The sequence below is a fragment of the Parasphingorhabdus sp. genome, assembly GCF_039968395.1.
Taxonomy (GTDB): domain Bacteria; phylum Pseudomonadota; class Alphaproteobacteria; order Sphingomonadales; family Sphingomonadaceae; genus Parasphingorhabdus.
Map to the genome: position 1 here is coordinate 853,083 of NZ_JBDVPV010000005.1, position 22,452 is coordinate 875,534.

21 protein-coding genes are annotated in these 22,452 nt (G+C 52.7%); 7 read left to right on the forward strand and 14 right to left on the reverse strand.

The features are described from left to right. Window positions 1–115 precede the first annotated feature (115 nt). Together ABJI30_RS14825 and ABJI30_RS14830 are read left to right on the forward strand one after the other, a co-directional pair. On the forward strand, window positions 116–715 hold the full coding sequence (locus tag ABJI30_RS14825) for a nitroreductase (RefSeq protein ID WP_348017459.1): 600 nt from the start codon (window positions 116–118) through the stop codon (window positions 713–715). An 82-nt stretch (window positions 716–797) separates the two neighbouring features. Further along, window positions 798–1,142: a GntR family transcriptional regulator gene (locus ABJI30_RS14830; protein ID WP_348017460.1), complete on the forward strand. Its 345-nt coding sequence runs from the start codon at window positions 798–800 to the stop codon at window positions 1,140–1,142. Window positions 1,143–1,156: 14 nt separating this feature from the next. Here ABJI30_RS14830 and ABJI30_RS14835 read toward each other — a convergent pair whose 3' ends face one another. The 5 genes from ABJI30_RS14835 to ABJI30_RS14855 all read right to left on the reverse strand — a co-directional run bounded on the left by ABJI30_RS14835 (window position 1,157) and on the right by ABJI30_RS14855 (window position 9,568). After that, complete coding sequence (locus ABJI30_RS14835) at window positions 1,157–3,154, reverse strand: tetratricopeptide repeat protein (protein ID WP_348017461.1); 1,998 nt, start codon at window positions 3,152–3,154, stop codon at window positions 1,157–1,159. Window positions 3,155–3,160: 6 nt separating this feature from the next. Further along, a complete protein-coding gene (gene prsR / locus ABJI30_RS14840; protein WP_348017462.1) occupies window positions 3,161–4,543 on the reverse strand; it encodes a PEP-CTERM-box response regulator transcription factor in 1,383 nt (460 codons plus the stop codon). A 1-nt stretch (window position 4,544) separates the two neighbouring features. Continuing rightward, complete coding sequence (prsK, locus tag ABJI30_RS14845; protein ID WP_348017463.1) at window positions 4,545–6,656, reverse strand: XrtA/PEP-CTERM system histidine kinase PrsK; 2,112 nt, start codon at window positions 6,654–6,656, stop codon at window positions 4,545–4,547. Between the two features lies 1 nt (window position 6,657). Further along, on the reverse strand, window positions 6,658–8,046 hold the full coding sequence (locus ABJI30_RS14850; RefSeq protein ID WP_348017464.1) for a TIGR03013 family XrtA/PEP-CTERM system glycosyltransferase: 1,389 nt from the start codon (window positions 8,044–8,046) through the stop codon (window positions 6,658–6,660). 133 nt (window positions 8,047–8,179) lie between these two features. Beyond that, window positions 8,180–9,568, reverse strand: coding sequence for a short-chain fatty acyl-CoA regulator family protein (locus tag ABJI30_RS14855; protein WP_348017465.1), 1,389 nt, complete (start codon window positions 9,566–9,568; stop codon window positions 8,180–8,182). Window positions 9,569–9,839: 271 nt separating this feature from the next. Here ABJI30_RS14855 and ABJI30_RS14860 point away from each other — a divergent pair, with 271 nt between their 5' ends. Further along, window positions 9,840–10,268, forward strand: coding sequence for a hypothetical protein (locus ABJI30_RS14860; protein ID WP_348017466.1), 429 nt, complete (start codon window positions 9,840–9,842; stop codon window positions 10,266–10,268). A 26-nt stretch (window positions 10,269–10,294) separates the two neighbouring features. Here the strand turns inward: ABJI30_RS14860 and ABJI30_RS14865 are convergent, their stop codons facing one another. From ABJI30_RS14865 to ABJI30_RS14890, 6 genes are all read right to left on the reverse strand, one after another. Then, window positions 10,295–10,888 (reverse strand): DUF3501 family protein, encoded by a 594-nt coding sequence (locus ABJI30_RS14865; protein WP_348017467.1) that lies wholly within the window; start codon window positions 10,886–10,888, stop codon window positions 10,295–10,297. A gap of 11 nt (window positions 10,889–10,899) precedes the next feature. Further along, a complete protein-coding gene (locus ABJI30_RS14870; protein WP_348017468.1) occupies window positions 10,900–12,231 on the reverse strand; it encodes a heterodisulfide reductase-related iron-sulfur binding cluster in 1,332 nt (443 codons plus the stop codon). 115 nt (window positions 12,232–12,346) lie between these two features. Then, the gene (locus tag ABJI30_RS14875; protein WP_348017469.1) at window positions 12,347–12,766 is read right to left on the reverse strand and encodes a rubrerythrin family protein; all 420 of its coding nucleotides are present in this window, start codon (window positions 12,764–12,766) and stop codon (window positions 12,347–12,349) included. Between the two features lie 168 nt (window positions 12,767–12,934). Next, a complete protein-coding gene (locus tag ABJI30_RS14880; protein WP_348017470.1) occupies window positions 12,935–13,312 on the reverse strand; it encodes a hypothetical protein in 378 nt (125 codons plus the stop codon). 2 nt (window positions 13,313–13,314) lie between these two features. Continuing rightward, a complete protein-coding gene (locus ABJI30_RS14885) occupies window positions 13,315–14,643 on the reverse strand; it encodes an amidohydrolase (protein WP_348017471.1) in 1,329 nt (442 codons plus the stop codon). A 77-nt stretch (window positions 14,644–14,720) separates the two neighbouring features. Beyond that, a complete protein-coding gene (locus tag ABJI30_RS14890) occupies window positions 14,721–15,506 on the reverse strand; it encodes a 3-hydroxybutyrate dehydrogenase (RefSeq protein ID WP_348017472.1) in 786 nt (261 codons plus the stop codon). A 129-nt stretch (window positions 15,507–15,635) separates the two neighbouring features. Between ABJI30_RS14890 and ABJI30_RS14895 the strand changes: the two genes are divergently transcribed. Then, the gene (locus ABJI30_RS14895; protein ID WP_348017473.1) at window positions 15,636–16,526 is read left to right on the forward strand and encodes a neutral zinc metallopeptidase; all 891 of its coding nucleotides are present in this window, start codon (window positions 15,636–15,638) and stop codon (window positions 16,524–16,526) included. Between the two features lie 6 nt (window positions 16,527–16,532). Here ABJI30_RS14895 and creD read toward each other — a convergent pair whose 3' ends face one another. Continuing rightward, on the reverse strand, window positions 16,533–17,951 hold the full coding sequence (creD, locus tag ABJI30_RS14900; protein ID WP_348017474.1) for a cell envelope integrity protein CreD: 1,419 nt from the start codon (window positions 17,949–17,951) through the stop codon (window positions 16,533–16,535). 124 nt (window positions 17,952–18,075) lie between these two features. Between creD and ABJI30_RS14905 the strand changes: the two genes are divergently transcribed. Genes ABJI30_RS14905 through ABJI30_RS14915 form a run of 3 tightly spaced genes read left to right on the forward strand, consistent with a single transcriptional unit; the run spans window position 18,076 to window position 20,287 of the window. Next, window positions 18,076–19,224 (forward strand): alpha-hydroxy acid oxidase, encoded by a 1,149-nt coding sequence (locus ABJI30_RS14905; protein WP_348017475.1) that lies wholly within the window; start codon window positions 18,076–18,078, stop codon window positions 19,222–19,224. Window positions 19,225–19,250: 26 nt separating this feature from the next. Continuing rightward, window positions 19,251–19,742 (forward strand): hypothetical protein, encoded by a 492-nt coding sequence (locus tag ABJI30_RS14910; RefSeq protein WP_348017476.1) that lies wholly within the window; start codon window positions 19,251–19,253, stop codon window positions 19,740–19,742. Between the two features lie 32 nt (window positions 19,743–19,774). Continuing rightward, the gene (locus tag ABJI30_RS14915) at window positions 19,775–20,287 is read left to right on the forward strand and encodes a hypothetical protein (RefSeq protein WP_348017477.1); all 513 of its coding nucleotides are present in this window, start codon (window positions 19,775–19,777) and stop codon (window positions 20,285–20,287) included. Here ABJI30_RS14915 and ABJI30_RS14920 read toward each other — a convergent pair. Together ABJI30_RS14920 and ABJI30_RS14925 are read right to left on the reverse strand one after the other, a co-directional pair. Continuing rightward, window positions 20,284–21,108 (reverse strand): methyltransferase domain-containing protein, encoded by an 825-nt coding sequence (locus ABJI30_RS14920; protein WP_348017478.1) that lies wholly within the window; start codon window positions 21,106–21,108, stop codon window positions 20,284–20,286. The genes ABJI30_RS14915 and ABJI30_RS14920 overlap by 4 nt on opposite strands. A 62-nt stretch (window positions 21,109–21,170) precedes the next feature. Further along, the gene (locus tag ABJI30_RS14925) at window positions 21,171–22,448 is read right to left on the reverse strand and encodes a hypothetical protein (protein ID WP_348017479.1); all 1,278 of its coding nucleotides are present in this window, start codon (window positions 22,446–22,448) and stop codon (window positions 21,171–21,173) included. Window positions 22,449–22,452 lie beyond the last annotated feature (4 nt).

Here is a 22,452-nt window from a genome sequence, read left to right on the forward strand (position 1 = left end):
CGCAGCCCAGTTGAACGGCACCCTAATCAAAAAATGGCGCAAGTGAAGCAGATTGTTGCATATGAGACCAAAAAGCAGCTTGCAATTGCCCCCGTGTCACACAAAATGCAGCTCTATGACGAACAAAACATTCAATAATCTCGATACTTTAGATAACTATTTTGCCAGTCGCCGGTCCAGTCGCCCGCGCAACATGATCGCACCGGGGCCGACCAATGATCAGTTAGGCGACATTGTCGAAACCGCTCTACGCACCCCGGATCACGGCAAGTTGTCTCCTTGGCGGGTCCTGCGCGTAGATGCCCGGCAGAGGGACAAGCTGGCTGCGGGTTTTGTGGAAGCATATCGCAAGGAAAAGCCCGGAGCCAGACGAGTGGAGCTCGAAGGTCTTGAAACGATCGCACATGAGGCCCCTGCATTGTTGGTTGTTCTGTTCTCTCCGGTTTCTTCCAGCAAGATACCTGTTTGGGAACAGGAACTGAGCGCTGGTGCTTTTTGCATGAACCTGGTGCATGCCATACACGCACGCGGTTTTGTTGGGGGCTGGATCACGGGATGGCCGGCCTACAATGATGATGTCCGGGATATGTTCGGCAATGCACCAGAACGAATTGCGGGCTTTATTTTTTCGGGAACCCCCAAAAACCTGCTGGAAGAACGCCCGCGCCCGAATTTGAAAGATATCTATTCATCCTGGGATGACAGCGACGCATGATAGTGGTTTCAGTCGTAACAAACTGGCAGAAAATGTCGAAATTCTGCTTGCCTGCCTCGGTGTATTATGGCAGTGATGCAGTATGAACAATGCAAGCAAGCCAGTATATCTGAAATTGCGGGATATTATTTCCGACTCAATTCTCGATAATGAATATGCAGAGGGTGATATGTTGCCATCTGTACGTGCCTTTGCCGCTGAACAGGGGGCCAACCCCCTCACCGTCGCAAAAGCCTATCAGGGTTTTCAGGAAGACGGGCTGGTCACGGTCAAACGCGGCGTCGGCATGTTTGTCGCGCGCGGTGCCCGGGCGAAACTGATGGATGCACAGCGCGATGATTTTGTGAAAAATGTCTGGCCACCAGTAGAACGCCAGATGCGCCGTCTGGATATTCGTCTTACCGAGCTACTGGAGAAAGACGCGTAGTCGCCCCCTTGGGTTTAGACCTCGTCTGATTCGCCTTCACGTTTCAATTCAGCATAAGCCTGCGCGAGACTTTTGCGATAAACCGCATTGTCCGGAGCCAGCGTTACCGCTTTACTGATCAGATCAATTGCGTCCTTCTTGCGGGTTCCTTCGCCGAGTAGTGCCAGGCCGTAAACATGCGAAACAACCGGGCTTGAAGGTTGTACATAATAGGCTATACGCCCTGTCCTGACGGCATCCGCATGTCGGCCCAATCCGGTATAAGCTTGCGCCAGACCGGCCATGATCAGAGCATCATTGGGTCCAATTCGCGCTCGAAGGTTTTCCAGAATGCGCCGGGCAACGTCCCAGTTTTCGGTTTCAAGATGTGCATAGGCCATCCATCGCAGCGCAGCCGTGCTGCGCGGATTGTAACTGAGGTACTCGGCAAGAAGCTCGCCGGATTTCTGCAGATCACCATCGGCACGCAAAGATTCAACCATGCGCAACAATACAGGTTCGGAAAACCGGATAGTCTTTGCCTTTTCCAGAGCTGACAATGCTGTCCGGTAATCCCCTCGGGCCATGGCAACATCTGCGACCAATATGTGAGCATCGCTGACGCCTGGGTTTGCATTCTGTAATTTGCGAGCCTGAGTAAAAGCCTCTGCATTGTTTCCGGCATTGGTCAACGCCCTGATATAGGGAATGACCGTTCTCGCATCACCGGGATCACGTTGCACTTGAGCGCGAAGTAAATCCAAAGACATGGAAGTGGCAAAAGCAACTTCCTTCCCCACATCATGGGCCGCGGCACGATTTAACAGCCCCGTTGCCTGATCCCGCTCTCCGCTGGCCTCTCTTGCGCGCGCCGCCAGCCACAATACATAGGGCTCCGTACCGCTCCGCATGACCTGCGGTTCCAGAAAAGCCCACGCTTCTTTCGCGTCTCCAGCAAGATATAATGATCGGGCCAGCAGATTCCGTACCTTCCGGTTATTGGGTTGCATCGAAATCAGGCGACGAAAACGATCAATGGCAGCGTTAAAATTGCCTTCCTCATGCTCAATAATACCCTGCGTCAATATCACCGCCGGAACATCGTCCAGTCGGCCCTCTGTTTTTTGCATCAACGTTCGGGCCAGGTCATATTTACCGGCCCGGGCAGCAAGAACGGATTGCAGAAAGAAGGCTCGCGGGTTTTTCCCGTCGAGCGAAATGATCTTGCGCGCGACGACCAGCATGTCTTTCATCCGACCCATATCACCCAGTGTCGCTGCATATTCGGTCAGCACCGCGACATTGTTCGGATCAATCTGCAACGCCCTTTCAAACCATGGCAGTGCGGCGCGAAGGCCAAACTGAGACCGCACCAACTCTCCGCGATACTGCAATGCTGCGATATTTTCGTTGTTCAGCTTCACGGCTTCGTCCACCGCAGCAATCGCGCCCGCCTGATTGCCGGAGGCTGCGCGGAATTTCGCAACATCAACCCACAGATCGGAATTTTCCGGCTCCAGTCGGATGGCACGATCAAATGATTGACCAGCCAGTGCATTGTCACCGCTCAGCATTGCAACACGGCCCAGAATGCGTGTGGCATAGGCAATATGGTCGGGCGCGATGTCGACCGCCTGCAGCTGTTCTTTCGCTTTGTTCAAATTGCCTTGCAGCTGCAATGCGTGACCATAAAGATGGCGCACGGACGAAGATGCAGTTCCAAGCTCAATCGCGCGATCGAGCTCCGATTGTGCGCCGATACCGTCACCCAGTCGCAACAGGGTTTCAGACTGCAGCAATCGTGCTTCTATCCAAAGAGGATCTGATTTTATCGCATTCATCAGCGCGATCCGTGCTGACCGGGGATCACCCTGGGCATTATGCTGCTGCGCGCGCACCAATGCAGCTCGCGCATCAGCGTTGCCATCACTGGCAACTGCTGTGGATTGTGCTGCAATTCCCGTCGCTATCAGCAACGCAGTCAGGACAAGAGTCGCGGCGCCCTGTTTTTGAAAGGATCGCAAAACGGACATAGTGCCCTAGCTTGCCTGCTGCAGCTGATATTGCTTGAGCAAGTCATAGAGCGTCGGCCTGCTAATCCCCAGCAACTTGGCCGCGTTGGAGATATTGCCATCGGTCTGCGAGATCGCCCGGATAATGGCTACCCGATCAGCAGCCTCTCTGGCCGCTTTGAGATTGAGCAGTTCACCGGCTTCGTCGTCACTCGATTCCAGATCCAGATCGTCGGCAGCAATCAGCTTGCCATCCGCCATGATTACGGCCCGCTTGATACGATTTTCCAACTCGCGGACGTTGCCCGGCCAGTTCCACGCTTCCAGTGCTGCCAGCGCGTCAGGTGCAATACCCTTGACGGCCGGATTAATCTCTTCGGAAAACTTCTTCTGGAAATGCCGGGCGAGAAGACTTGCATCACCGGAGCGATCCGCCAGTGCGGGGATTTTGACAACGATCTCGGCTAACCGATAGTAGAGATCTTCCCGGAAGCTGTTTTCCGCGATCATTTCCTCGAGATTCTGATGGGTTGCACATACAATGCGGGTATCGACCGCAATTGCCTTGCGGCCGCCGATACGTTCGATCACCCGCTCCTGAATGAAACGCAGCAATTTAACCTGAAGCGGCAAGGGAATGTCACCAACCTCATCCAGAAACAATGTTCCGCCATTCGCTTGTTCGATTTTGCCTTCGGTTGTTTTTATCGCGCCGGTAAAAGCGCCTTTTTCATGCCCGAACAATTCGGCTTCAAGCAGGTTCTCGGGAATGGCCGCACAGTTTATGGCCACAAAGGCTCCTTCACGCCGGTCGCTGGCGTCGTGCAGGCCTTTTGCAAGCAATTCCTTGCCTGTTCCGCTGGCGCCCAGAAGCATGATCGAAGCATTGGTATTTGCAACACGCTCAATCATTTGCGCTACTTTGAGCATTTCGGGCGCACCGGTGACGATCTGCCCCAGAACCCGGTTGCTGCCGTCCTGCTGAGAAGACAACTGGATATTTTCCAGTTCCAGTTTCCGGACATGAAATGCCCGCCGGACAATCAGTCCCAGTTCGTCAATATCAACCGGTTTCTGATAGAAATCCCAGGCTCCGTTGGCAATCGCACGCAGAGCGCTGTCTTTTTCACCATGGCCCGAGGCAACGATGATTTTCGTATCTGGTTTCAGACTGAGTATTGCGTCCATCGTCGCAAATCCCTCGGTCGTTCCATCCGGATCCGGCGGGAGTCCAAGATCCAGCGTCACCACATCAGGTTCTTCGGATCGCAACATGTTGATGGCCGATTCCCGATCTCCCGCAACAAGCACATCAAAATCCTCATAGGCCCATTTCAATTGCTTTTGCAGTCCCGGATCATCCTCGACGATCAACAGTTTCTCTTTTTGATTCTGACTATTACCAGTCATATCAAGCGGCCCTTTCATTCATGGATGGAGTTTCTTTATCCGGATTTTCTGTGAGTTTTTTGGCGATCGGCAGGATCAGGGTGAACTGGCTTCCGACACCTTCCTTGCTTTCGACTTCGAGGCGCCCCCCCATGGCCATGGCCATTGTGCGAGCCTCATAGGCGCCGATCCCAAAGCCTCCGTTCTTGCTCGATGCAAATGGCTTGAACAACTGGCTCCGGACAAACTCGCTGGACATGCCCGCACCCTGATCGTGAACTTCAATTGCAACACTCAGACCACGGCGTTTGGCGCTCAGGGAAATGGGTTGCCCATTATCGCTGGCATCAATTGCATTCTGGATAAGGTGGCCCAAAATCTGATCAACACGCACCGGATCTGCCACCATCGTAAGGTCGTCGAGTTGTGTAGCCTCAATCGGGTGTATCGGCCGCTTTTTATCGATAATGGACTGGAGAAGCGGTACAATTTTCACCGCCTTTGGTTCTTCGGTCTTTGCGTTGTTATGCTGAGACAAACGTGCCAGCAATCCGTTCAACTTGTCTGCGGAATCCTGCAGCGTTGAAATCATGTCCTTGCGAAATTCAGGATTATCAGCATGCCGTTTGGCATTGCGCGACAAAAGGCTGAGCTGGCTGACAAGATTTTTAATGTCATGCATGATGAAAGCCATACGCCGGTTGAACTCATCAAACCGTTGTGCTTCGGACAAGGTCTCCTGACTGCGCGCTTCCGCCAGGTAGCTCGCGACCTGACGACCAACAACCCGCAACATGTCGAGGTCTTCCCAATCCAGTGTGCGATTTATCCGCGGCCGCGCCAGCAAAATAATCCCTGCCAAACGTTCAAAATGCACCAGTGGAACTGCTGCCCAGGTCTGCATGTCAGCCTTCATCCATTCAGGAATTGCCGTATTGTCGCATTTGTCGTCCTGATTGGATCGCAGCGCATCAAATTCCACAATATGCCCGGTTTCTTCAAAGAAAGAGACAGTACGCGACGTGCAGGCGCGTGATGGCACCTCTATGGTTGGCCAGTTCCACCGCGATTGCAGAACCAGACAGCCAGCCTCATCCGGCATAAGCAATATGCCGGCGGGAGAATCCGTAATATCTGCGATCGCCTTCACAACCCTTTCGTGGAAGGGTGCACTGGCATCTCCGGGGCGACCAATGGTGTCGGTGAAGCGAATCCATTCCGCACGATAATCATACCGGTGCTGGAAAAAATTCTTGGCCAGTTTGACCTTGAACCAGGAACGAAACTTTCCGGATGGCAGAAGAAGCAGCGCCGCGACCGATGTGCCGAAAAGAAAGCTGATCTGAGCCAGACGTGCATAGTCGCCCCCGATAATTTGCAGCGCGGTGGCGATGATCACCATCATCATCAGGTAACCGCCGATGGCCACCAGCGACAATGAACGGAAGGCAACACTGCGCGACAGTTTCAATTCCCACTCCGTATTGCGAAGGGAAGCCAGCGCAAGGATCGGGGCAATACAGGCAAGCGCCGGTCCGCGCATTGCATGCAACTCCGTCGGAAATTCCTGGGTCAGATAGGTGATCGTGAACAGATTCAGATCGAATGTCCAAATTGCCGCGAGCGAAGCCATCGGCAACCTGATGCCCCAACGGGTTTCGGGCGCAGAAATCGAATAGAGATTGTGCACGAGCACCAACGCACCCACTGAGAAGATCATCCGCAAGACCAGCGAGGTATAGACTCCCATGCCTGTGAGTCTGGGGCTTCCCTCGAAAAGCGGAACCATTAAATCGATCACAATCTGACAACATAAAATCAGTGCCAGAGCGGCATAGATATACATGACCGTGCGCGGTTCATCACGCCCCTTGCCGGTGCGCAACAATACCCACATGAAAGCGAGCCAACCTGAATTTCTCAATGTTTCTGCAAAGCTCGCCATCGGCGAGAAGGATCCTTCTACGGCGATAGTGAGCGCCCAGAAGCTGGTCAGCGCAATTGCACTTATCAACCAGATTTGCGTCGAGTTTTGTTGCGTTTTCCGTTGAAAAAGCCAGATAGCCAGTGCGCCGAACAAAACGGCGGCAAGCCCATGGCCAAAAATGCTGATCTGTTCGAGGATAGCGGTCATGTCAGCGCGCACCTTCCGGCCACAACACAACCCGGATTGTTTGCAGCAGGATCAATATGTCGAGAAACGGCGTATAGTTTTTGGCGTAGTAGAGATCATATTCCAGCTTGTGACGACTGTCTTCAATCGACGCACCATAGGGATAGTTGATTTGTGCCCAGCCCGTAATGCCCGGTTTCACCATATGTCGTTCAGCATAGAAGGGCATTTTGGTCTGCAGATCATCGACGAATTGTGGCCGCTCCGGGCGCGGTCCGACGAAGCTCATTTCACCTTTCAGCACACTCCACGCTTGCGGAAGCTCGTCAATCCGGACTTTCCGGATAAAGTTGCCGATCCGGGTTATGCGTGGATCATTTTTGCTGGCCCAGACCGCTCGGCCCTCTACTTCAGCATCCGCCCGCATAGAACGGAGTTTGGGTATATAGAATTTTTGTCCATAGAGACCGACACGCTCTTGATGAAAAAATGCCCCACCCCTGCTCTCAATCTTGATCAGGATCGCAAAAATCAGGATTATTGGCCCGGTCAGCAATAGCAGCGCGAGGCTGAGGAAAATATCGAAGCTGCGTTTGAAGGCCGTTGAAATACGCCGTCCTGATGAAAAACCATCGGAGAAAATAAACCAGCTGGGGTTCACCGTATCAAGATCAACCCGGCCTGTCTCCCGTTCCAGAAAGCTCGACATGTCATTTACATGGACGCCCGTAGTCTTGATCGTGAGCAAGTCAGCGACGGGGAGAGAGTTGCGGCGTTCTTCGAGCGCAAGCACCACCTCGCTGACTTCAAGGTCGATAACATGTTGCGGTAAATTGCGGATATCGCCCCGCTTGATTGCTTCGCGGACGATTGCCGGCCCTTCGTTCATGTTGACGTAGCCGGCGACAATGAACCCACTTTCCTGTTTTGCTGCCAGCTTTGCGACACGGTTCGCGCGTTCGCCGGCTCCAAGAATGAGCAGACGTCGCTTGAAAACGTCGCTGTCCAGCATCGTACCGAGCAATATTCTGACGCCCATGAGCAACAATATTGAAATCACCATGGCGTAGAGAGAATTTGATCGCCACAGGGTTATGCCGGGCATCACAAATGCCATGATCGACAGAAATATCACGCCTAGCGATATCGCCACGAGAATGCGAGCTGCCGCAAATTTAAGCGATTGCAAGGCATCGGCGCTGTAAACACCGACGGCGATCAGCGCAAATTCGAGTGCGATGGCAAAGCTGAGGATAGGCGCTGGTCGGTCATAGATCGATCCGACATCCATGCCGATCTGGCCAGCCCGCACAATCCAGCTCAATTCTGCCGCTACCGTCAGCAGGGCAAAGTCGAGCAACCCCAGCAGAAGCAAGGGATAGGGGATGTAATGTTTGAACAGTCGGATCATCTGACGCGCAGTCTTTCGCTATTGCACCGCCCTGATATCCAAAAAATGTAAGCTGTCGGTTAATTTTACACCGAAATCACGAATTTTTCCTGCAATTTGCTGGTATTTGTATAATTTGCCGACAGTAAAAAGGCTAGTCTTCAACGAAATGATAGGGAGCAAAGCCCCGTGCCCGTTCATCAAATTTCAGCGCCCGGCTTTTTGGCGGCGCAGATCGTTGAGAACATTGCTGACGCGTGCAAGCAGGACAACCCAGACCAATGGGAATAGCGCTTTCCGGGACAAGGTCTTTACCTCGGGCATAGACTAGCGACGTCGCGAGTTCAGCCGAAAGCCCCAGGCCGATCGCAAATTGCGGTGCATAACCGCCTGCCCCGGAGCCGATGCCTTGCACAGACCGCGACAAGGTGAACCAGCTCGATCCGTCTTCCAGAGCGACCAACTGGGTCTGAACTTCTGCTGGCTGTTCGAACACGCGATGAATATTCCAAAGCGGGCAGCGAAACTGACTTTCAACAAGTGGCGCATTGCTGGCCCCGGAATAGCGTTTCGAAATCAATCCCGACCTGTCGATCCGCAACATGAAAAACGGGAGCCCGCGCGCGCCGACCCGTTGCAAGGTTGTCAATCGATGTGCAACCTGCTCAAAGCCCGCGCCAAACCTGCGCTGCAGAACCTGAATGTGATAGCCAGTCTGCTCACATGCTTTCAGAAACCGGGCGTAAGGCATCATCAAAGCCGCTGCAAAATAACTGGTCAAATGACGGCGATGCAGGCGTTCCGCAGAACGATCGGCAAACCCGCCGCCGGCAACCAGCGCTTCAATCTCTGCTTTGGCTTCGATCTGACCCAGCACCAGCGCCGCCTGAAATGTCCTGGATGCAGGATCCAGCATTTCGGACAGCTGAAGTTGGCGAGCATGCAGATCAAGACGCCGAAGTTTGTCTGGCAACACGGTTTCCGGCAATATTCTGATTGTAAGTTGATGCTTGACGCGCAATCTTTCGGCAATTGCGCCATAGAGATCACCTGCCCCCAAACGCAGCTCATCTGCCAGTTCTTCGGCCATTGAATCCAGATCAGCAAAATGATTGCGCCAGCGTTCAATCTCACGACGCACCAGTTGGATGGGATCGGAGACACTTTGCGTTTCATCTGTCTGCGTGTTTCGATTGTCGAACAAACGCACGAATGCCTCTGCTGTATTGGGCGCCGCACTGAGCCATTCCTCCAGTTCGGTTCGATCGACCGTCAGATCGTCAAACACCGGATCGGCCAGTCGCCGTCTCAGCCCGTCAATGCCGCCACCAGGTTCCGCCGCGACAAGCTGCCTGGGATCAAAATCAAATCGTTCGGCCAGCAACAACATCAACCGCGCGCTGAGCGGTCGCTGGTTGCGTTCAATCAAATTCAGGTAGCTCGGCGAAATATCAAGTGCGCTCGCCAGAGCTACTTGTGTCATTCCAGCACCCCGGCGCAACCGTTTGATTGCGGCGCCGGCAAATAGTTTTCTCTCTGCCATGCTTCGCTATATGTAAATATATTTACAAAATTACAAGATACGAATCCAAAACTTTGGAAATTTACAATGAATCATATCGACATTGTTCGCAGTAACCTGCAATTGCCTCTATCTTCTTGGCGCATCAAACGACTTTTCCTGGGGAGGAAAAACTGTCCGTCGGAGCGCCACTTGCCTGGACTGTTCCGACGGACTTATTGATGAATTCCACGTAATCAATTGTTAAGCCTCGGCCTGTATCATTTGCATGACGCTGTTGTGAGGTATAAAAATGTTCAAGCAAGTACTGATACTGGCCGGCTCTGTTGTCGCGATTGCCATGGTCGTTGCATCCGCAGCGGGAGATAGCCCGGAAAATTCGAACAACACGGATCCTGAAGTATCGGAACAGAAACCGCCTGCACCGCAGCAGCAACCGGAATCAGACGAGAGCTATTATGCGGATGAAGAGGATTTTACCTTCGGCGAACCGGTTACCTATAGCGAGGATACGGAATCTGCTCCAAAAAACGAAGAACCTTCAGAATATCGTCCGGCACAAGAAGACAGGCAACAAGTTTATGCCAAACCCGTTCCAAAACCCCGCACCACTCCCAAAAAAGGAGAGCCGGGCAGTAAATCGAATCCGATAGAGTATCGCCCCAATATTCCTTTGCCGGATTTGTCACCAGACAAAGCAGTCAGTGAACCCATCCAGTAGGCACCATCAGTTAGAATTGATCCAAACTAGTCCAGATCCCTGGTCATATCGCGGCGGCATTCCTCACTGATGATTGCTGCATGGCCATAATTGGGGTGATCAATCTGGATCATCATCTGCGCTTCGCCGCTTTTCCAGATTTCGACCTGCTCTTCCGTGAGTTCAAAATGCAGAAACTGAACGGCACTTGCTTTGCCGTCAGCACGTGTGCGATCGATATCCTGTTCGGGTTCTGCCGTGACCTTGTGATCCCCGATAACCAGATGGATATGCTGGTCAACGCCGCCCAGGGTCTTCAGAAAGGCCGTGCGCCGCTCTTCTTCATCAATTTCGAACATCAATGTACCGGTAAATTCTGATCCGTTCGGGATCATCGGATTATAGGCAGCCAGTTCGTCGACCAGCTGCTCGTCGCCTCCTTTTTCGATACGGAGCATTTCCTGTATCTGCAGCCACATGCTTTCCCAGCTTTCAAACTGAATTGTGGCGTAAGGGCCAATTGCGAGGCGGCGGAACTTTTTCCGCAATATGCTCTCCTGCCGCTTTTCCTTGCGGATCAGTTCATAGTCGGCAAGCGAAATAATATCATCTTTGGTGATGACATGTGAATCACGGGGCATTTTGTTTTTCCTTAAAAGCCGTAAGCTTTGGCAAGCAGTTCGATGGGATGGCCGATGCGTTCCGGGGCTTTGGCCTGATTGCCTGATTCGATGACCTGCTTGAGATGCGGTCCGGCCAGGGGGCATTCGCTGACCATGTAATCAGGATCATTTTTTGCTAGCGCACGTGCTGCCGGTCGACCAACCTTTACCGCGGTATCAAAATTCTCTTTGAATATGCCCCATTTTCCGCCGTGACCCGAACAGCGTTCTGTAATGGCGGGCTTGGCATCCGGAATCAGCTTCAGCATTTCCATCGCTTTGGGGCCCATGTTCTGGGCGCGACTGTGACAGGCAAAATGAATACCGATGCTGGCATTCATTGGCTCAATTGGCATCAGCCCCTCACCTTTTGACAACTGAACGACATATTCGCTTAGATCGCGCGTTGCCGCTGCGAGTTTTTGAACCAGTTCGTTATCAGGTAATATCAGCGGCCATTCGAATTTCATCATCAGTGCACAGCTTGGTGTCAGAGCAACCACATCGTAGCCTTCATCGATAATCGGGCTAAAATGAGAGGCTACCTGCTCCGCAGTAGATGCAACGGCTGGGAGGTCGCCATTTTCAAGTTTCGGCATCCCGCAGCACATTGGATATTCAACCCGTGTCTGCACGCCGTTATGGGCCAGCACATCCAAAGCGGCCTTGCCTGATGTCTGATCATTAAAGTTGCCGTAGCAGGTAGCGTAAATCGCAGCCTTTGTCCCGAAGGCAGGAGCGGAGGCGTTGGGTGCCGGTCCGCTTCCGGGATGCTTGTGGGTCAGCGGCACGTCCTCAAATTTGGGGAGATGGGCCCGCTTGTCGATCCCGCCAACAGATTCCAGCACACCGCGGGTAAATTCGTTTTCCTTCTTGGAGGCCCAGTTGGCCGCGCCTGCCACCGTTCCGGCAATCACAGCGTTGCGATCAATTTCCGCCAGCTGCTTGTCCACGAACGATGTCTGACCCTTACGATTTTCGACAGCGCGGTAACGCAGCATCAAGTGCGGGAAATCCAGATCAAATTCATGGGGCGGGACATAAGGGCATTTGACCATGAAGCACATGTCACACAATGTGCAGGCATCAACGACCTTCTTCATGTCGCCTGCTGTCAAATCTTCGACTTCCTCATTCTCGCTTTCATCGATCATATCGAACATCTGCGGGAAGCTGTCGCACAGATTGAAACAACGTCTGCATCCATGACAAATGTCAAACACGCGGCGCATTTCTTTATCCAGCGCCTCTTCGTCGTAAAACGACTCATCCTGCCATGCAATTGGATGCCGCGTTGGCGCTCCCAGGCTGCCTTCTTTCATGATCTGTCCAATCCTGTCCGAACCTGTCAGGCAAGTTTCAAAATTAGCGGGAAAAAAGCGACCCCGCCGGCATCGGGAAATTATTCCTTACGGCAGAGTCGCTTTTCAGACGAAGTCAAGCGTCCATGGTATCCAGAGTTTTCTGGAATTTACCGGCGTGACTTTTTTCAGCTTTTGCCAGCGTTTCAAACCAGTCTGCGATTTCATCAAAACCTTCTTCACGGGCTGATTTGGCCATACCGGGATACATGTCGGTATATTCGTGGGTTTCACCGGCAATTGCCGATTTCAGATTAGATGCAGTGTCGCCGATAGGCTCCCCTGTCGCTGGGTCACCGGTTTCTTCAAGAAACTCAAGATGGCCATGCGCGTGTCCGGTTTCGCCTTCTGCGGTTGACCGGAAAACAGCTGCTACGTCGTTATATCCTTCGATGTCGGCTTTCTGAGCGAAATATAGATACCGACGGTTCGCCTGGCTCTCGCCCGCGAATGCGTCTTTCAGATTCTGTTCGGTTTTACTGCCTGCGAGTCCCATGATGTTCTCCTTTGATGGGTTGCGGTTGAATTTCGTTCCGACACGCCGTCGGCCCGCGCATGCGGATACGCTTAAAAGCGATCGGTCTCCATCCAATTTTTTGATGAACTATAATCGATTTTAACGATTATAGTTATGCAAATAATTCGCAATAGCGATCTTTCAGATTCAAGGGCATCTTTTCATGACATAGATATCCGGCTCGATGGTCAGCGTGAACTCATCCGGCCCGTTTGTTGCTGTGGGGCCCACCATTTGAAAGCGCCCTCCGGCCTCGCCGGTTTCTTCATCTGTCGCCAGATCAGTCAGGCTGAGCGTCAGTTCGCCATCGGCCCATTCCCATGTTCCTGTCAGGTCTTCTGAAACAAAATTTCCGCCTGCAATCATAGTCCAGTTGGAAGGCTGATCACAATCCTCTTCGGCAAAAGCCCATCGCCCTTCAAACCAGGAGGAAGTGACGATCTGATCCTGCTCTGCCATCGGTTGCGTGAACCCGGACAGGAAAAACGCAACAACAGCAATACCAGCTGGTTGTGCGCAGGTCATGACTAGCCGCCCTTTTTCATCAGATTCAATGCCGCGGCGGTCAACGCTTCAGCGCCGGTTGCCACCACTTTCTCAGCATCGGGCGCCCATAAAGGACTATGCAGCGACGGCAATTTGCCGCCTTCCTTCTGCGCCGCCTCATATTGATCGATTGGCACACCTCCAACCCAGAAAATCATGCTGTTGATCGAGGTATCCTCGCGCCGAAAACGGCTAAAGTCCTCACCGCCCATGACAGGTTTTGTCTGATGCACACGATCGGCACCAAAGCGGGCTTCGAACAAGCTGGCCATTTCCATGCTGAATTCGGGGCTGTTATATGTGGAAGGCGTGAACTCATCATCGCGGATGCTGACCACTGGCATTTTTTCTTCAGGCATACCCGCGACCAGCGCTTCGGCCTCTACAATCCGCCTGATACCGTCGAGCAGTTTGGCGCGCGTTTCATCCGAATAGCTGCGTACCGTAAGTAGCAGGTTTGCCTTGTCGGGAATGATGTTGTGCTTGAAGCCAGCCTGGAAACTCCCAACAGTTACAACCGCTGGATTTTGCGGATCGACTTCCCGACTGACCAGCGTTTGCAGTGCACCGACAATGCGCGAAGCCAGCACAATCGGATCTTTGGTTGTATGAGGATAAGCACCGTGGCCGCCGACACCTTTGACTTCAATATCGACGCTATCGACATTGGCCAGTGCATAGCCGGGCGCATAACCAATATGCCCTGCTGGCGCTCCGGCAGCATCGTGAAAGGCAAGAACATATTCTGGTTTGGGGAAGCGAGTGTAGAGCCCATCTTCGAGCATCGCCTTGGCACCCTCGCCTGTTTCTTCAGCGGGCTGCAATATCATTACGAGGGTTCCTGACCATTCGTCCTTCCGTGCCGACAGTTGGCGGGCAGCCCCGACCCAGCCCGTCATGTGCGTGTCGTGACCACAGGCATGCATCACACCGGTGTCATTTCCTTCACGGGTTTTGGCCATCACTTTAGAGGCGTAGGGCAGACCGGTTTTTTCAATCAGCGGCAAACCATCCATGTCTGCGCGCAGCATGACCGTGGGGCCCTCGCCATTTTCCATCACAGCAACCACGCCGGTTCCGCCGACTTTCTCGGTCACCGTAAACCCGAGGCGGCGAGCTTCTGCTGCCAGTTTCGCAGCGGTCCTGACTTCCTCGCCGCTTAATTCGGGGTTTGCGTGTAAGTCGCGGTAAATTTCCATCAACGACGGCAGGTCAGCTGCAATGGCATCGTTCAGAGGATCCGCATGGGCTTGCGTGCTGAACAGCAAAGCGGTTGTGATGGTCAAAGCGGTTCTGGTAAAATTTTTCATGAGAATCCCCGAATAAATATCTATCGAACCTAAACAGAAGGTCCGCAAAAGTCAGCCCGATTATTGAAAGGCAGTGTTCACTGTGCCGTCCATCCGCCATCAATGGAAATATTGGCACCCGTAATCGCGCTTGCTTCATCTTTGCACAAAAAGACTGCCAGGGCAGCAATCTGATCGATCTGGACAAATTGCTTGGTGGGTTGTCCGGCCAGCAACACATCATTCATGACCTGCTCGCGCGTCATGTTCCTCGCCTTCATTGTGTCTGGAATCTGGTTCTCAACCAGAGGAGTCCAGGCATAACCAGGCGAAATTGTGTTCACCGTTATCCCTTGCTGCGCCACTTCCAGAGCCACGGTCTTGCTGAACCCGGCAATCGCATGTTTGGCGGCATTATAAGCAGACTTAAAGGGGCTAGCGACCTTGCTGTGCATCGATCCGGTGTTGATTATTCGCCCCCAACCCCTCTCCTTCATTCCCGGAAGCGCAGCCTTTGTTGTATGAAAAGCGCTGTTCATGATGATATCCATGATTGCATTCCACTTGTCTTCCGGAAACTCATCCACGGGGGCGACATGCTGGATGCCTGCATTGTTGACGAGAATATCGACGGGACCAAGTTCGTCGGCACATTTTTCCATCATTGCCCGGATCTGCTCCGGCTTCGTCATATCTGCATCGCTATAGGCCGCCCGCGAACCACTCAGCTTTTCCAGTTCGGTCCGCAAGGCTTCGATTTCACCCGCGTCACCAAAACCATTGAGCATGACCGCCGCGCCTTCGGCAGCCAAAGCCTTCGCATAACCGCCACCAATTCCGGATGTCGAACCGGTGATCAATGCCGTTTTACCCTTCAAAAACATAGAGAATCTCCTTGGCTTGACCTTAAATCAGTCCGCTCCAACTGCAATGGATAATTGTAAAACCTGTTCGCAAGGCGCTTGCGCTTTGCCGCGAATCAGGCAAACTACCCGGTAGCAAGGAGACCCAAAATGCGCCTCGACGACCTCGACCCCAGTAAAAATGCCCGTGACCATGGACGAGGCAGCGGCGGAAGAATGGGCGGCGGAGGCGGCGGCCTGGGCATGCTGCTCAGTTTTCTCCCGATGTTGCTCGGTCGGAAAATGGGTTGTGGAACAATATTGCTGATTGGCGGCGCAATCGCGGTCTTCATGTTTTTTGGTGGCGGCGCCAGCATGCTTGGTGGAGGTGGCGGATCACAGACAGCTGGCACTGTTTATGACACGGCTGAAGAACAATTTGCAGGCCGGGTGCTGACATCGACAGAGCAAACCTGGTCGAAACTTTTTCAACAAAATGGGTCGCGATACCGGCCACCTTTGCTCAATTTTTACGAGGGAGGCGTCTCGTCGCAGGGTTGTGGTTCTGCCAGTTCGTCGGCGGGGCCATTTTACTGTCCCGCAGATCAAGGCATCTATCTGGACACCTCTTTCTTCAAGGAACTCGAGACACGAATGGGCGCGCGCGGTGATTTCGCCAAAGCATATGTGATCGCCCATGAAGTTGGGCATCATATCCAGAATCTTTCCGGAATTGCAGATCAGGTTCGTCAAAATCAGGGCCGGGTCAGCAAAGCAGAAGGCAATGCCCTTCAGGTGAGGATGGAACTACAGGCAGATTGTTACGCCGGTGTCTGGGCGGCGCAAAATGCGAGTCGGATGGAGCCTGGCGATGTCGAGGAAGGGTTGAATGCTGCCCACGCCATTGGCGACGATACTTTGATGAGAAATGCCGGTCAAAGGCCAATTGAGAGCATGTTTACCCATGGCAGTTCCGAGCAGCGCATGGCCTGGTTGCGCAAAGGCATGCAGACCGGCGATCCGGCCACGTGCGATACGTTCGCACGTGGCGCGGTCCGCTAGTTTGGACTAAGTCGTCATACCGTTCTTGCGCAAACTGCTTGACCAGTCGAGCCGTCGGGTAACGAACATGACACCGGCCAGTGCTGCAAAAATCAACAGCGATCCGATCAGCAATGAGTAAGCCTCGAGGCTGAGCAGGATATAGATCGCGCCATACAGGCCTGCGAGCAATCCGCCGACCAGAGAAGCCCTTCGCCAGCTGGACAGGACCGAAGCCGAGTAAGCCGTGATCAATCCGATTGTCGCCGCCGACGCCGCGATAAATGCCAGTGCAAATCCGATGATTTCGGCAAAAGCCAGCAACAGTACGAAGAACAGCACGAGAGCCGCTCCAACCAATATGTATTGCACCGAAGAAATCCGGACCCCTGCTATCAGATCAAACAGCAGGAATGCCACGAACGTAAAGCCAATGATGAGAAAGCCATATTTGGTCGCCCGATCCACTTGCCCGTATAGGTCTACTGGCTGAATCAAATTCACAGTAGCGCTGGCACTGACACCGCTATTCCCCGGACCGTAATATGACACCTGGTCTGCCCTGACCGGAGAAACCTGGGTCCCTTGATCAGTGGAAAGCAGCGAAGCTCCCAATGCCAAATTGGTGATCACATATTTGGCTTTGAAACCGTCTGCACTAATCGTCCGGCTTTCGGGCAGAAAACTTCCCGAGAAGCTGGGATGAGGCCAAGCTGACTGTACCGTCCATTCTGTCTGGCCAGCGTGGGGCGCGATGGTGACACCCTGATTGCCCTTGAAACGCACATCAAATTTTGTGTCTATCTGACCATCGGCCAGCGCACTGGCATCAACCCATGCAAAGAACCCGCTATTGCCGGTTTCGCCCAAACCCTTTCCGGGTTGCAGTACCGATGCTTCGTCGTTTATCGAGACCGTATTGTCCCCTGCCAGGCCGCGCGCATCGGACAGACCGAACCGCAGCTCGGCACGGGTAAAGTCTATGTCTTCAAGAGAAACCCCGTAACGATCAAGATCATCGGGCAATGCAAAATTGGCTGCACCGGTAATATTCGTATCATAGACCACCACTTCATAAATCGCGCGGCTCTTGACCTGGGTATTGAGGGTCGTGTCCATCTTTATCGTTTCAGGAGCGAGAAACAATTCTCTTTGTACGGTGTTGGTTCGTGTCACGGTTTTGCCGTTCTGTTCGACCGTTTCTTGTACACGTGTCGTATATGGCAGGACCAGTTTGGGTCCTGCAAAGACCTGCTCCCCTCCCCAACCGGTCACAATTGATTGCTGGGCTGTCTCGCTTTGTGACTGACGATCATAGACCAGCAACCATGTTGCGAAGAGCGGGATCGTCAAAAGGAAACCGGTCAGCAGCACGAGCAAAAATTTTGCCCCTGGTGATCGCTCCTTTCGCGGCTCGTCAAACGTTTGTTCCGTGTTTTCAGTCATATCAATTCCCTCCAAACTACAATAATGGTGACTTGCTCACGACGTCCGTTCGTCTAAACTCGTGGAAACACAATTTTTGTCTGCGACGAATCGAGCCTCACGTGCGTCGAGTTGAAAGGCCCTTATGAGAATCTCCGATTGCCACAATGTGAACGACTTTCGGACCATGGCGCAACAGCGACTTCCTTTTCCGATTTTTGACTATATCGACGGGGCAGCGGATGACGAGGTCACCCGGCGCCGCAATACCGCAGCCTATGAGGCCTGCGATCTGGTTCCCAATGTACTTGCGGGCGTTGAAGAGATTGACATGAGCGTTACGGTCATGGGTAAAAAACTGGCCATGCCGCTCTTTCTCTCACCGACCGCACTTCAACGTCTGTTTCATTGGCAAGGCGAACGCGGTGTCGCCCGGGCTGCTGAAAAATATGGGACGTTTTTCGGCATCAGTTCGCTGGCCACGGTCAGTATCGAGGAAATCGGAGAGTCGATTTCCACCCCAAAAATGTTCCAATTCTATGTCCACAAGGACAAAGGATTGAACCAGTCGATGATAGAACGGTGCAAGGCGGCGCGTTTTGACGCGCTGACCCTTACGGTCGACACGATCGTCGGAGGCAATCGCGAACGTTGTCTGCGCTCCGGCTTTACCAGTCCGCCTAAAATCACGCCGACCAGTTTTCTGAGCTATGCCGCGAAACCGGCATGGGGTCTGAATTATATGCTGCGGGAGAAATTTGAACTCTCCAATCTCAAGGATCATGTCGGAGAAGGCACTAATTTCGCGCTGTCAGTGGCAGATTATTTCAACACAATGCTCGATCAATCGCTGAACTGGGACATGGCCGAAGCCATACGGAAGGACTGGGACGGAGAATTTTGTCTGAAAGGCATTATGTCCGTCGAAGATGCACGGCGCGCTGTGGATATCGGTGCGACCGCCATCATGGTATCCAATCATGGCGGACGTCAGCTGGACGGATCGCGTGCACCGTTTGATCAACTTGCCGAAATTTGCGATGCTGTAGGCGACAAGCTGGACGTCATTTGTGACGGCGGAATTACGAGGGGCAGCCATGTGCTCAAAGCTCTGAGCGTAGGCGCAAAAGCTTGCTCCGGAGGACGCCTCTATCTCTATGCGCTTGCAGCATCCGGACAAGCCGGGGTTGAGAGAATCCTCGGATTGCTGCAAACAGAGATTGAACGTGATATGAAATTAATGGGTGTCACGTCCGTTGATCAGCTCAGTCGGGACAATCTGCGCTGGCGTTAACCGGGCCGCATACAAGGGGATAAAACATGATCAGCAACCGACTGCTTCTCGCAATGGGTGTCATCGCGATGGCCGGTTTCACTCCGGCCATGGCTCAACAAGGCGCGCCCAAGGATTCGACCATCAAGGACACGGGCAACAAGGTGGCAGAGCCGTTTGACGGCAAGGAAATTCCGGCAAAACTCAAGTCTATTCAGGACAATCCTTATTCACTGCGAGGTCTGCGCAGCTGCTCGGCCATTATCGCGGAAGTTCGTGAATTGAACAACGTCCTGGGCCCGGACGTCAATGAACGTGTCAACAAATCTAAAGCAAAGAAACGCGAAGAAACGGCTGGGCGCGTGGCCGGCAGCGCGGTCGGTTCGATCATTCCATTCCGCGGTCTGATTGGCGAGGTAACCGGTGCCAATGCCGAACGCCGTCGATATAATAAAGCGATCTATGCAGGAACGGTTCGGCGCGGTTTTCTGAAGGGCGTTGGGCGTGAACGTGGGTGCAAGGCGCCTGCCCGACCCTGAATCAACCTTGGGGGCAACAAGGAGATCATGTCATGGCCTTTGCCAGGGCGATCGTTGCCACATTGATTTTTTTCGGACTCCCTGTGGCACAGGCGCGTTCCGAAACACCCAATACCGAAAAACCCATGGTGAACCACATGGAAGATGCAGTGACTCAACCTGCGAAAGACGTAAATCTCAAGAAAGTCAAAATTCCCGCACAATTGTTGGCGGTCCAAAAAGATCCTTATGACCTCACCGGGCTGGATGCCTGTGTCGCGATCAATGCTGAAATTGACAATCTTTATCCATTGCTGGGGCCCGACGTTGATGACATTGCCGAATTTTCCAAAGCAGAAAAGCGGGAACGCGGCGTGAGCCGCATCGCCGGTGGAATATTGGGTAGCCTCATTCCATTTCGCGGTGTGGTTCGCGAAATTACCGGTGCCAACAAATCAGAACGCCTTTATCTGCGCGCACTGTCGGCGGGAAATGCCAGGCGCAGTTTTCTCAAAGGATATGGATTGAGCAGAGGATGCACGCCGGTTCCGCTCAAATCGAGCTAGTTCGCTGCGCTGGCCTTGACCAGCCATATCCCGCCAGGCAGCGTGACGCGCCCATCCTTGTCATGCGGAGCAAGACCTTCTTTCAAAGCAGCCAGCAGCTTCGGCCGCAACGTTTCATCAACTTCGCCAAGAGCTCTCGATGCGGGACCAATTTGCGATGAAAAATCAACAGCGCCATCCACGCCGCCCGATTGCGTCAGGCAGACATCAACAACATGCGCGGTAATCTCGATATTTTCAAATCCGGCTGTCTGCAATATTCCATCGAGCCTTTCAGAATCCGCAAATGCAAACGGCCCCGGAGCATACGGATCAGTTTCAGGAGCCTCCGGCATCAACGGCTTGATCGCCTTCATCGGCACCATGACCCAATCATTCACTTTCGGCGATTGCCAGCAGGCAAAAACCATTCTTCCGTCCGGTTTCAGGTTTTTCCGGATATTGGCAAAGGCCGCGGCGGGATCTTCAAAAAACATCACACCAAAGCGCGACATGATCAGATCGAAAACCGTATCAGATTGATATTCCGACGCATCGGCAAGTAACAGTTGCGCCCGCCCATCCGCACGTGAGCGAGCCAATTCCAGCATCGGTTCCGAGACATCAACACCCGTCACCTGCGCCCCTGCTTCAACCGCAATCAAGCTGGTTTCGCCAGTTCCACAACCAATATCAAGAACACGTTCTCCAGGCTGTATCGCAGCGGCTTCAATCAAGACCGAAGTCGCAGGGGCCAACATCGCATCGAGCGCAGCTTGATGCTCTGCCCATTTTTCACCGGCATTATCGTTCCAATATTCGATCTGTTCTTCGTTGGACATGGATTCTCCTTCGTACTGGCTGGAACCCACTGAGCAACATTCGAAGCCAAGGGCTTGCTCATCTAGTTTAGCTCGCTCAAAAAATCGAATTCATCATCTTTTCGCGGATCCCGGTTGAACAATTTTTTTAGGCGCGCGGGTGACGCATCAATCGGTTGACTGGGATCAACAAAAGATAGCTTAACCGCGGTATGCGAAAACGAAGCACTCAACTTAGACCAGTATTTTTCATCTATGGCGATCAATACGCGACCCCAGCGAAAATCTTTCGGTCTGGCCTTTACAGCGATAGCAGACAGTAGCTGAAAAAGATTTTCTTGATCAGAGGATGCAATACTAATGTCCGAATAAATCCAATCATCTTCACCAGAATATTCAGCCAAATCAGCGAATTCATCCTCAATCCAGTTAACAGATTTCTGATACTCCTTGTGTTCCCGCCGGCGTAAATACTTGGTGGCAGTACTTCCGCCGCCATCCACTTTACGGTAATAGGCTTCTCGCAAATAATAATGCCAATCTCGCTCCGTCATTTCTGAGGAGGCTACGATCGGTTCGACTAGCCGCTTTATGCGTAAAGTTTCGTTTTCCATCTGAACCTTCGTAACTTCCAACGCAGATACAAGAGCCTCAATCCACTTTGTTGTGCTGGCCTTTGACAAGTGGCCGTTTTTTAGATCAATTAAAAACCCCACTGTTCCCATTTGTCTACGATCGTTCCGCGTTTTCATATTCGGCGCGAGCATATCAAAGCGCAAAATCGTATCATCAAAAACTGCATCACCTTTGCGCCATGATCGGGAACTTACAGATCTGGGCAACGCTTTTAGATAATAATCCGGTAGAAACTCGTTGAGGTCATATTGACGTTTTAAGCCAGCTCCACGTTCATAATAAACGATCGTGGATGGGCCGTAACCAATACTATGCCAGTTATCAAATGTGACGAGATACTTCGTATCATTTGAAAGATACACACTTACTGGCGCGATTTCATTTACCAAATCTACCTGCCAGCTCATTTCCCACTTACCGGCATCAGATAAAACTTCAATGATGGCGGATGCTTTGGAGTTCTTCGCATTTGCAGGAAGGCCGGGATTTTCCTGATCCTTGATCTTATCTTTGAAATATTCCAGCTGGCTTTCCAAATCTCGTGGCGAAACAGTAACGCGACTCTTGCCATCTTGCGACTGAAACACCTTGGTCGATGGCGGTGACCAAGAATCAGCTCGCGCGGGGGATACGAGAAATGCCGTTGTCATCACAATGAGCAACAGCTTCAGCAGCATCCACAGATTCGTTTCGCGAGCTGCACATTCCTGCACAACCCGCATCATGAGA

What these genes read in the sequence shown, in the direction of transcription:
- ABJI30_RS14850 (WP_348017464.1), bottom strand. Translation starts at nt 8,046, where the DNA reads ATGATCCGACTGTTCAAACATTACATCCCCTATCCCTTGCTTCTGCTG.
- ABJI30_RS14890 (WP_348017472.1), bottom strand. Translation starts at nt 15,506, where the DNA reads ATGTTTTTGAAGGGTAAAACGGCATTGATCACCGGTTCGACATCCGGA.
- ABJI30_RS14870 (WP_348017468.1), bottom strand. Translation starts at nt 12,231, where the DNA reads ATGAAAGAAGGCAGCCTGGGAGCGCCAACGCGGCATCCAATTGCATGG.
- ABJI30_RS14925 (WP_348017479.1), bottom strand. Translation starts at nt 22,448, where the DNA reads ATGATGCGGGTTGTGCAGGAATGTGCAGCTCGCGAAACGAATCTGTGG.
- ABJI30_RS14915 (WP_348017477.1), top strand. Translation starts at nt 19,775, where the DNA reads ATGGCCTTTGCCAGGGCGATCGTTGCCACATTGATTTTTTTCGGACTC.
- prsK (WP_348017463.1), bottom strand. Translation starts at nt 6,656, where the DNA reads ATGACCGCTATCCTCGAACAGATCAGCATTTTTGGCCATGGGCTTGCC.
- ABJI30_RS14885 (WP_348017471.1), bottom strand. Translation starts at nt 14,643, where the DNA reads ATGAAAAATTTTACCAGAACCGCTTTGACCATCACAACCGCTTTGCTG.
- ABJI30_RS14895 (WP_348017473.1), top strand. Translation starts at nt 15,636, where the DNA reads ATGCGCCTCGACGACCTCGACCCCAGTAAAAATGCCCGTGACCATGGA.
- ABJI30_RS14920 (WP_348017478.1), bottom strand. Translation starts at nt 21,108, where the DNA reads ATGTCCAACGAAGAACAGATCGAATATTGGAACGATAATGCCGGTGAA.
- prsR (WP_348017462.1), bottom strand. Translation starts at nt 4,543, where the DNA reads ATGACTGGTAATAGTCAGAATCAAAAAGAGAAACTGTTGATCGTCGAG.
- ABJI30_RS14855 (WP_348017465.1), bottom strand. Translation starts at nt 9,568, where the DNA reads ATGGCAGAGAGAAAACTATTTGCCGGCGCCGCAATCAAACGGTTGCGC.
- ABJI30_RS14835 (WP_348017461.1), bottom strand. Translation starts at nt 3,154, where the DNA reads ATGTCCGTTTTGCGATCCTTTCAAAAACAGGGCGCCGCGACTCTTGTC.
- ABJI30_RS14825 (WP_348017459.1), top strand. Translation starts at nt 116, where the DNA reads ATGACGAACAAAACATTCAATAATCTCGATACTTTAGATAACTATTTT.
- ABJI30_RS14880 (WP_348017470.1), bottom strand. Translation starts at nt 13,312, where the DNA reads ATGACCTGCGCACAACCAGCTGGTATTGCTGTTGTTGCGTTTTTCCTG.
- ABJI30_RS14830 (WP_348017460.1), top strand. Translation starts at nt 798, where the DNA reads ATGAACAATGCAAGCAAGCCAGTATATCTGAAATTGCGGGATATTATT.
- ABJI30_RS14905 (WP_348017475.1), top strand. Translation starts at nt 18,076, where the DNA reads ATGAGAATCTCCGATTGCCACAATGTGAACGACTTTCGGACCATGGCG.
- ABJI30_RS14860 (WP_348017466.1), top strand. Translation starts at nt 9,840, where the DNA reads ATGTTCAAGCAAGTACTGATACTGGCCGGCTCTGTTGTCGCGATTGCC.
- ABJI30_RS14865 (WP_348017467.1), bottom strand. Translation starts at nt 10,888, where the DNA reads ATGCCCCGTGATTCACATGTCATCACCAAAGATGATATTATTTCGCTT.
- ABJI30_RS14875 (WP_348017469.1), bottom strand. Translation starts at nt 12,766, where the DNA reads ATGGGACTCGCAGGCAGTAAAACCGAACAGAATCTGAAAGACGCATTC.
- creD (WP_348017474.1), bottom strand. Translation starts at nt 17,951, where the DNA reads ATGACTGAAAACACGGAACAAACGTTTGACGAGCCGCGAAAGGAGCGA.
- ABJI30_RS14910 (WP_348017476.1), top strand. Translation starts at nt 19,251, where the DNA reads ATGATCAGCAACCGACTGCTTCTCGCAATGGGTGTCATCGCGATGGCC.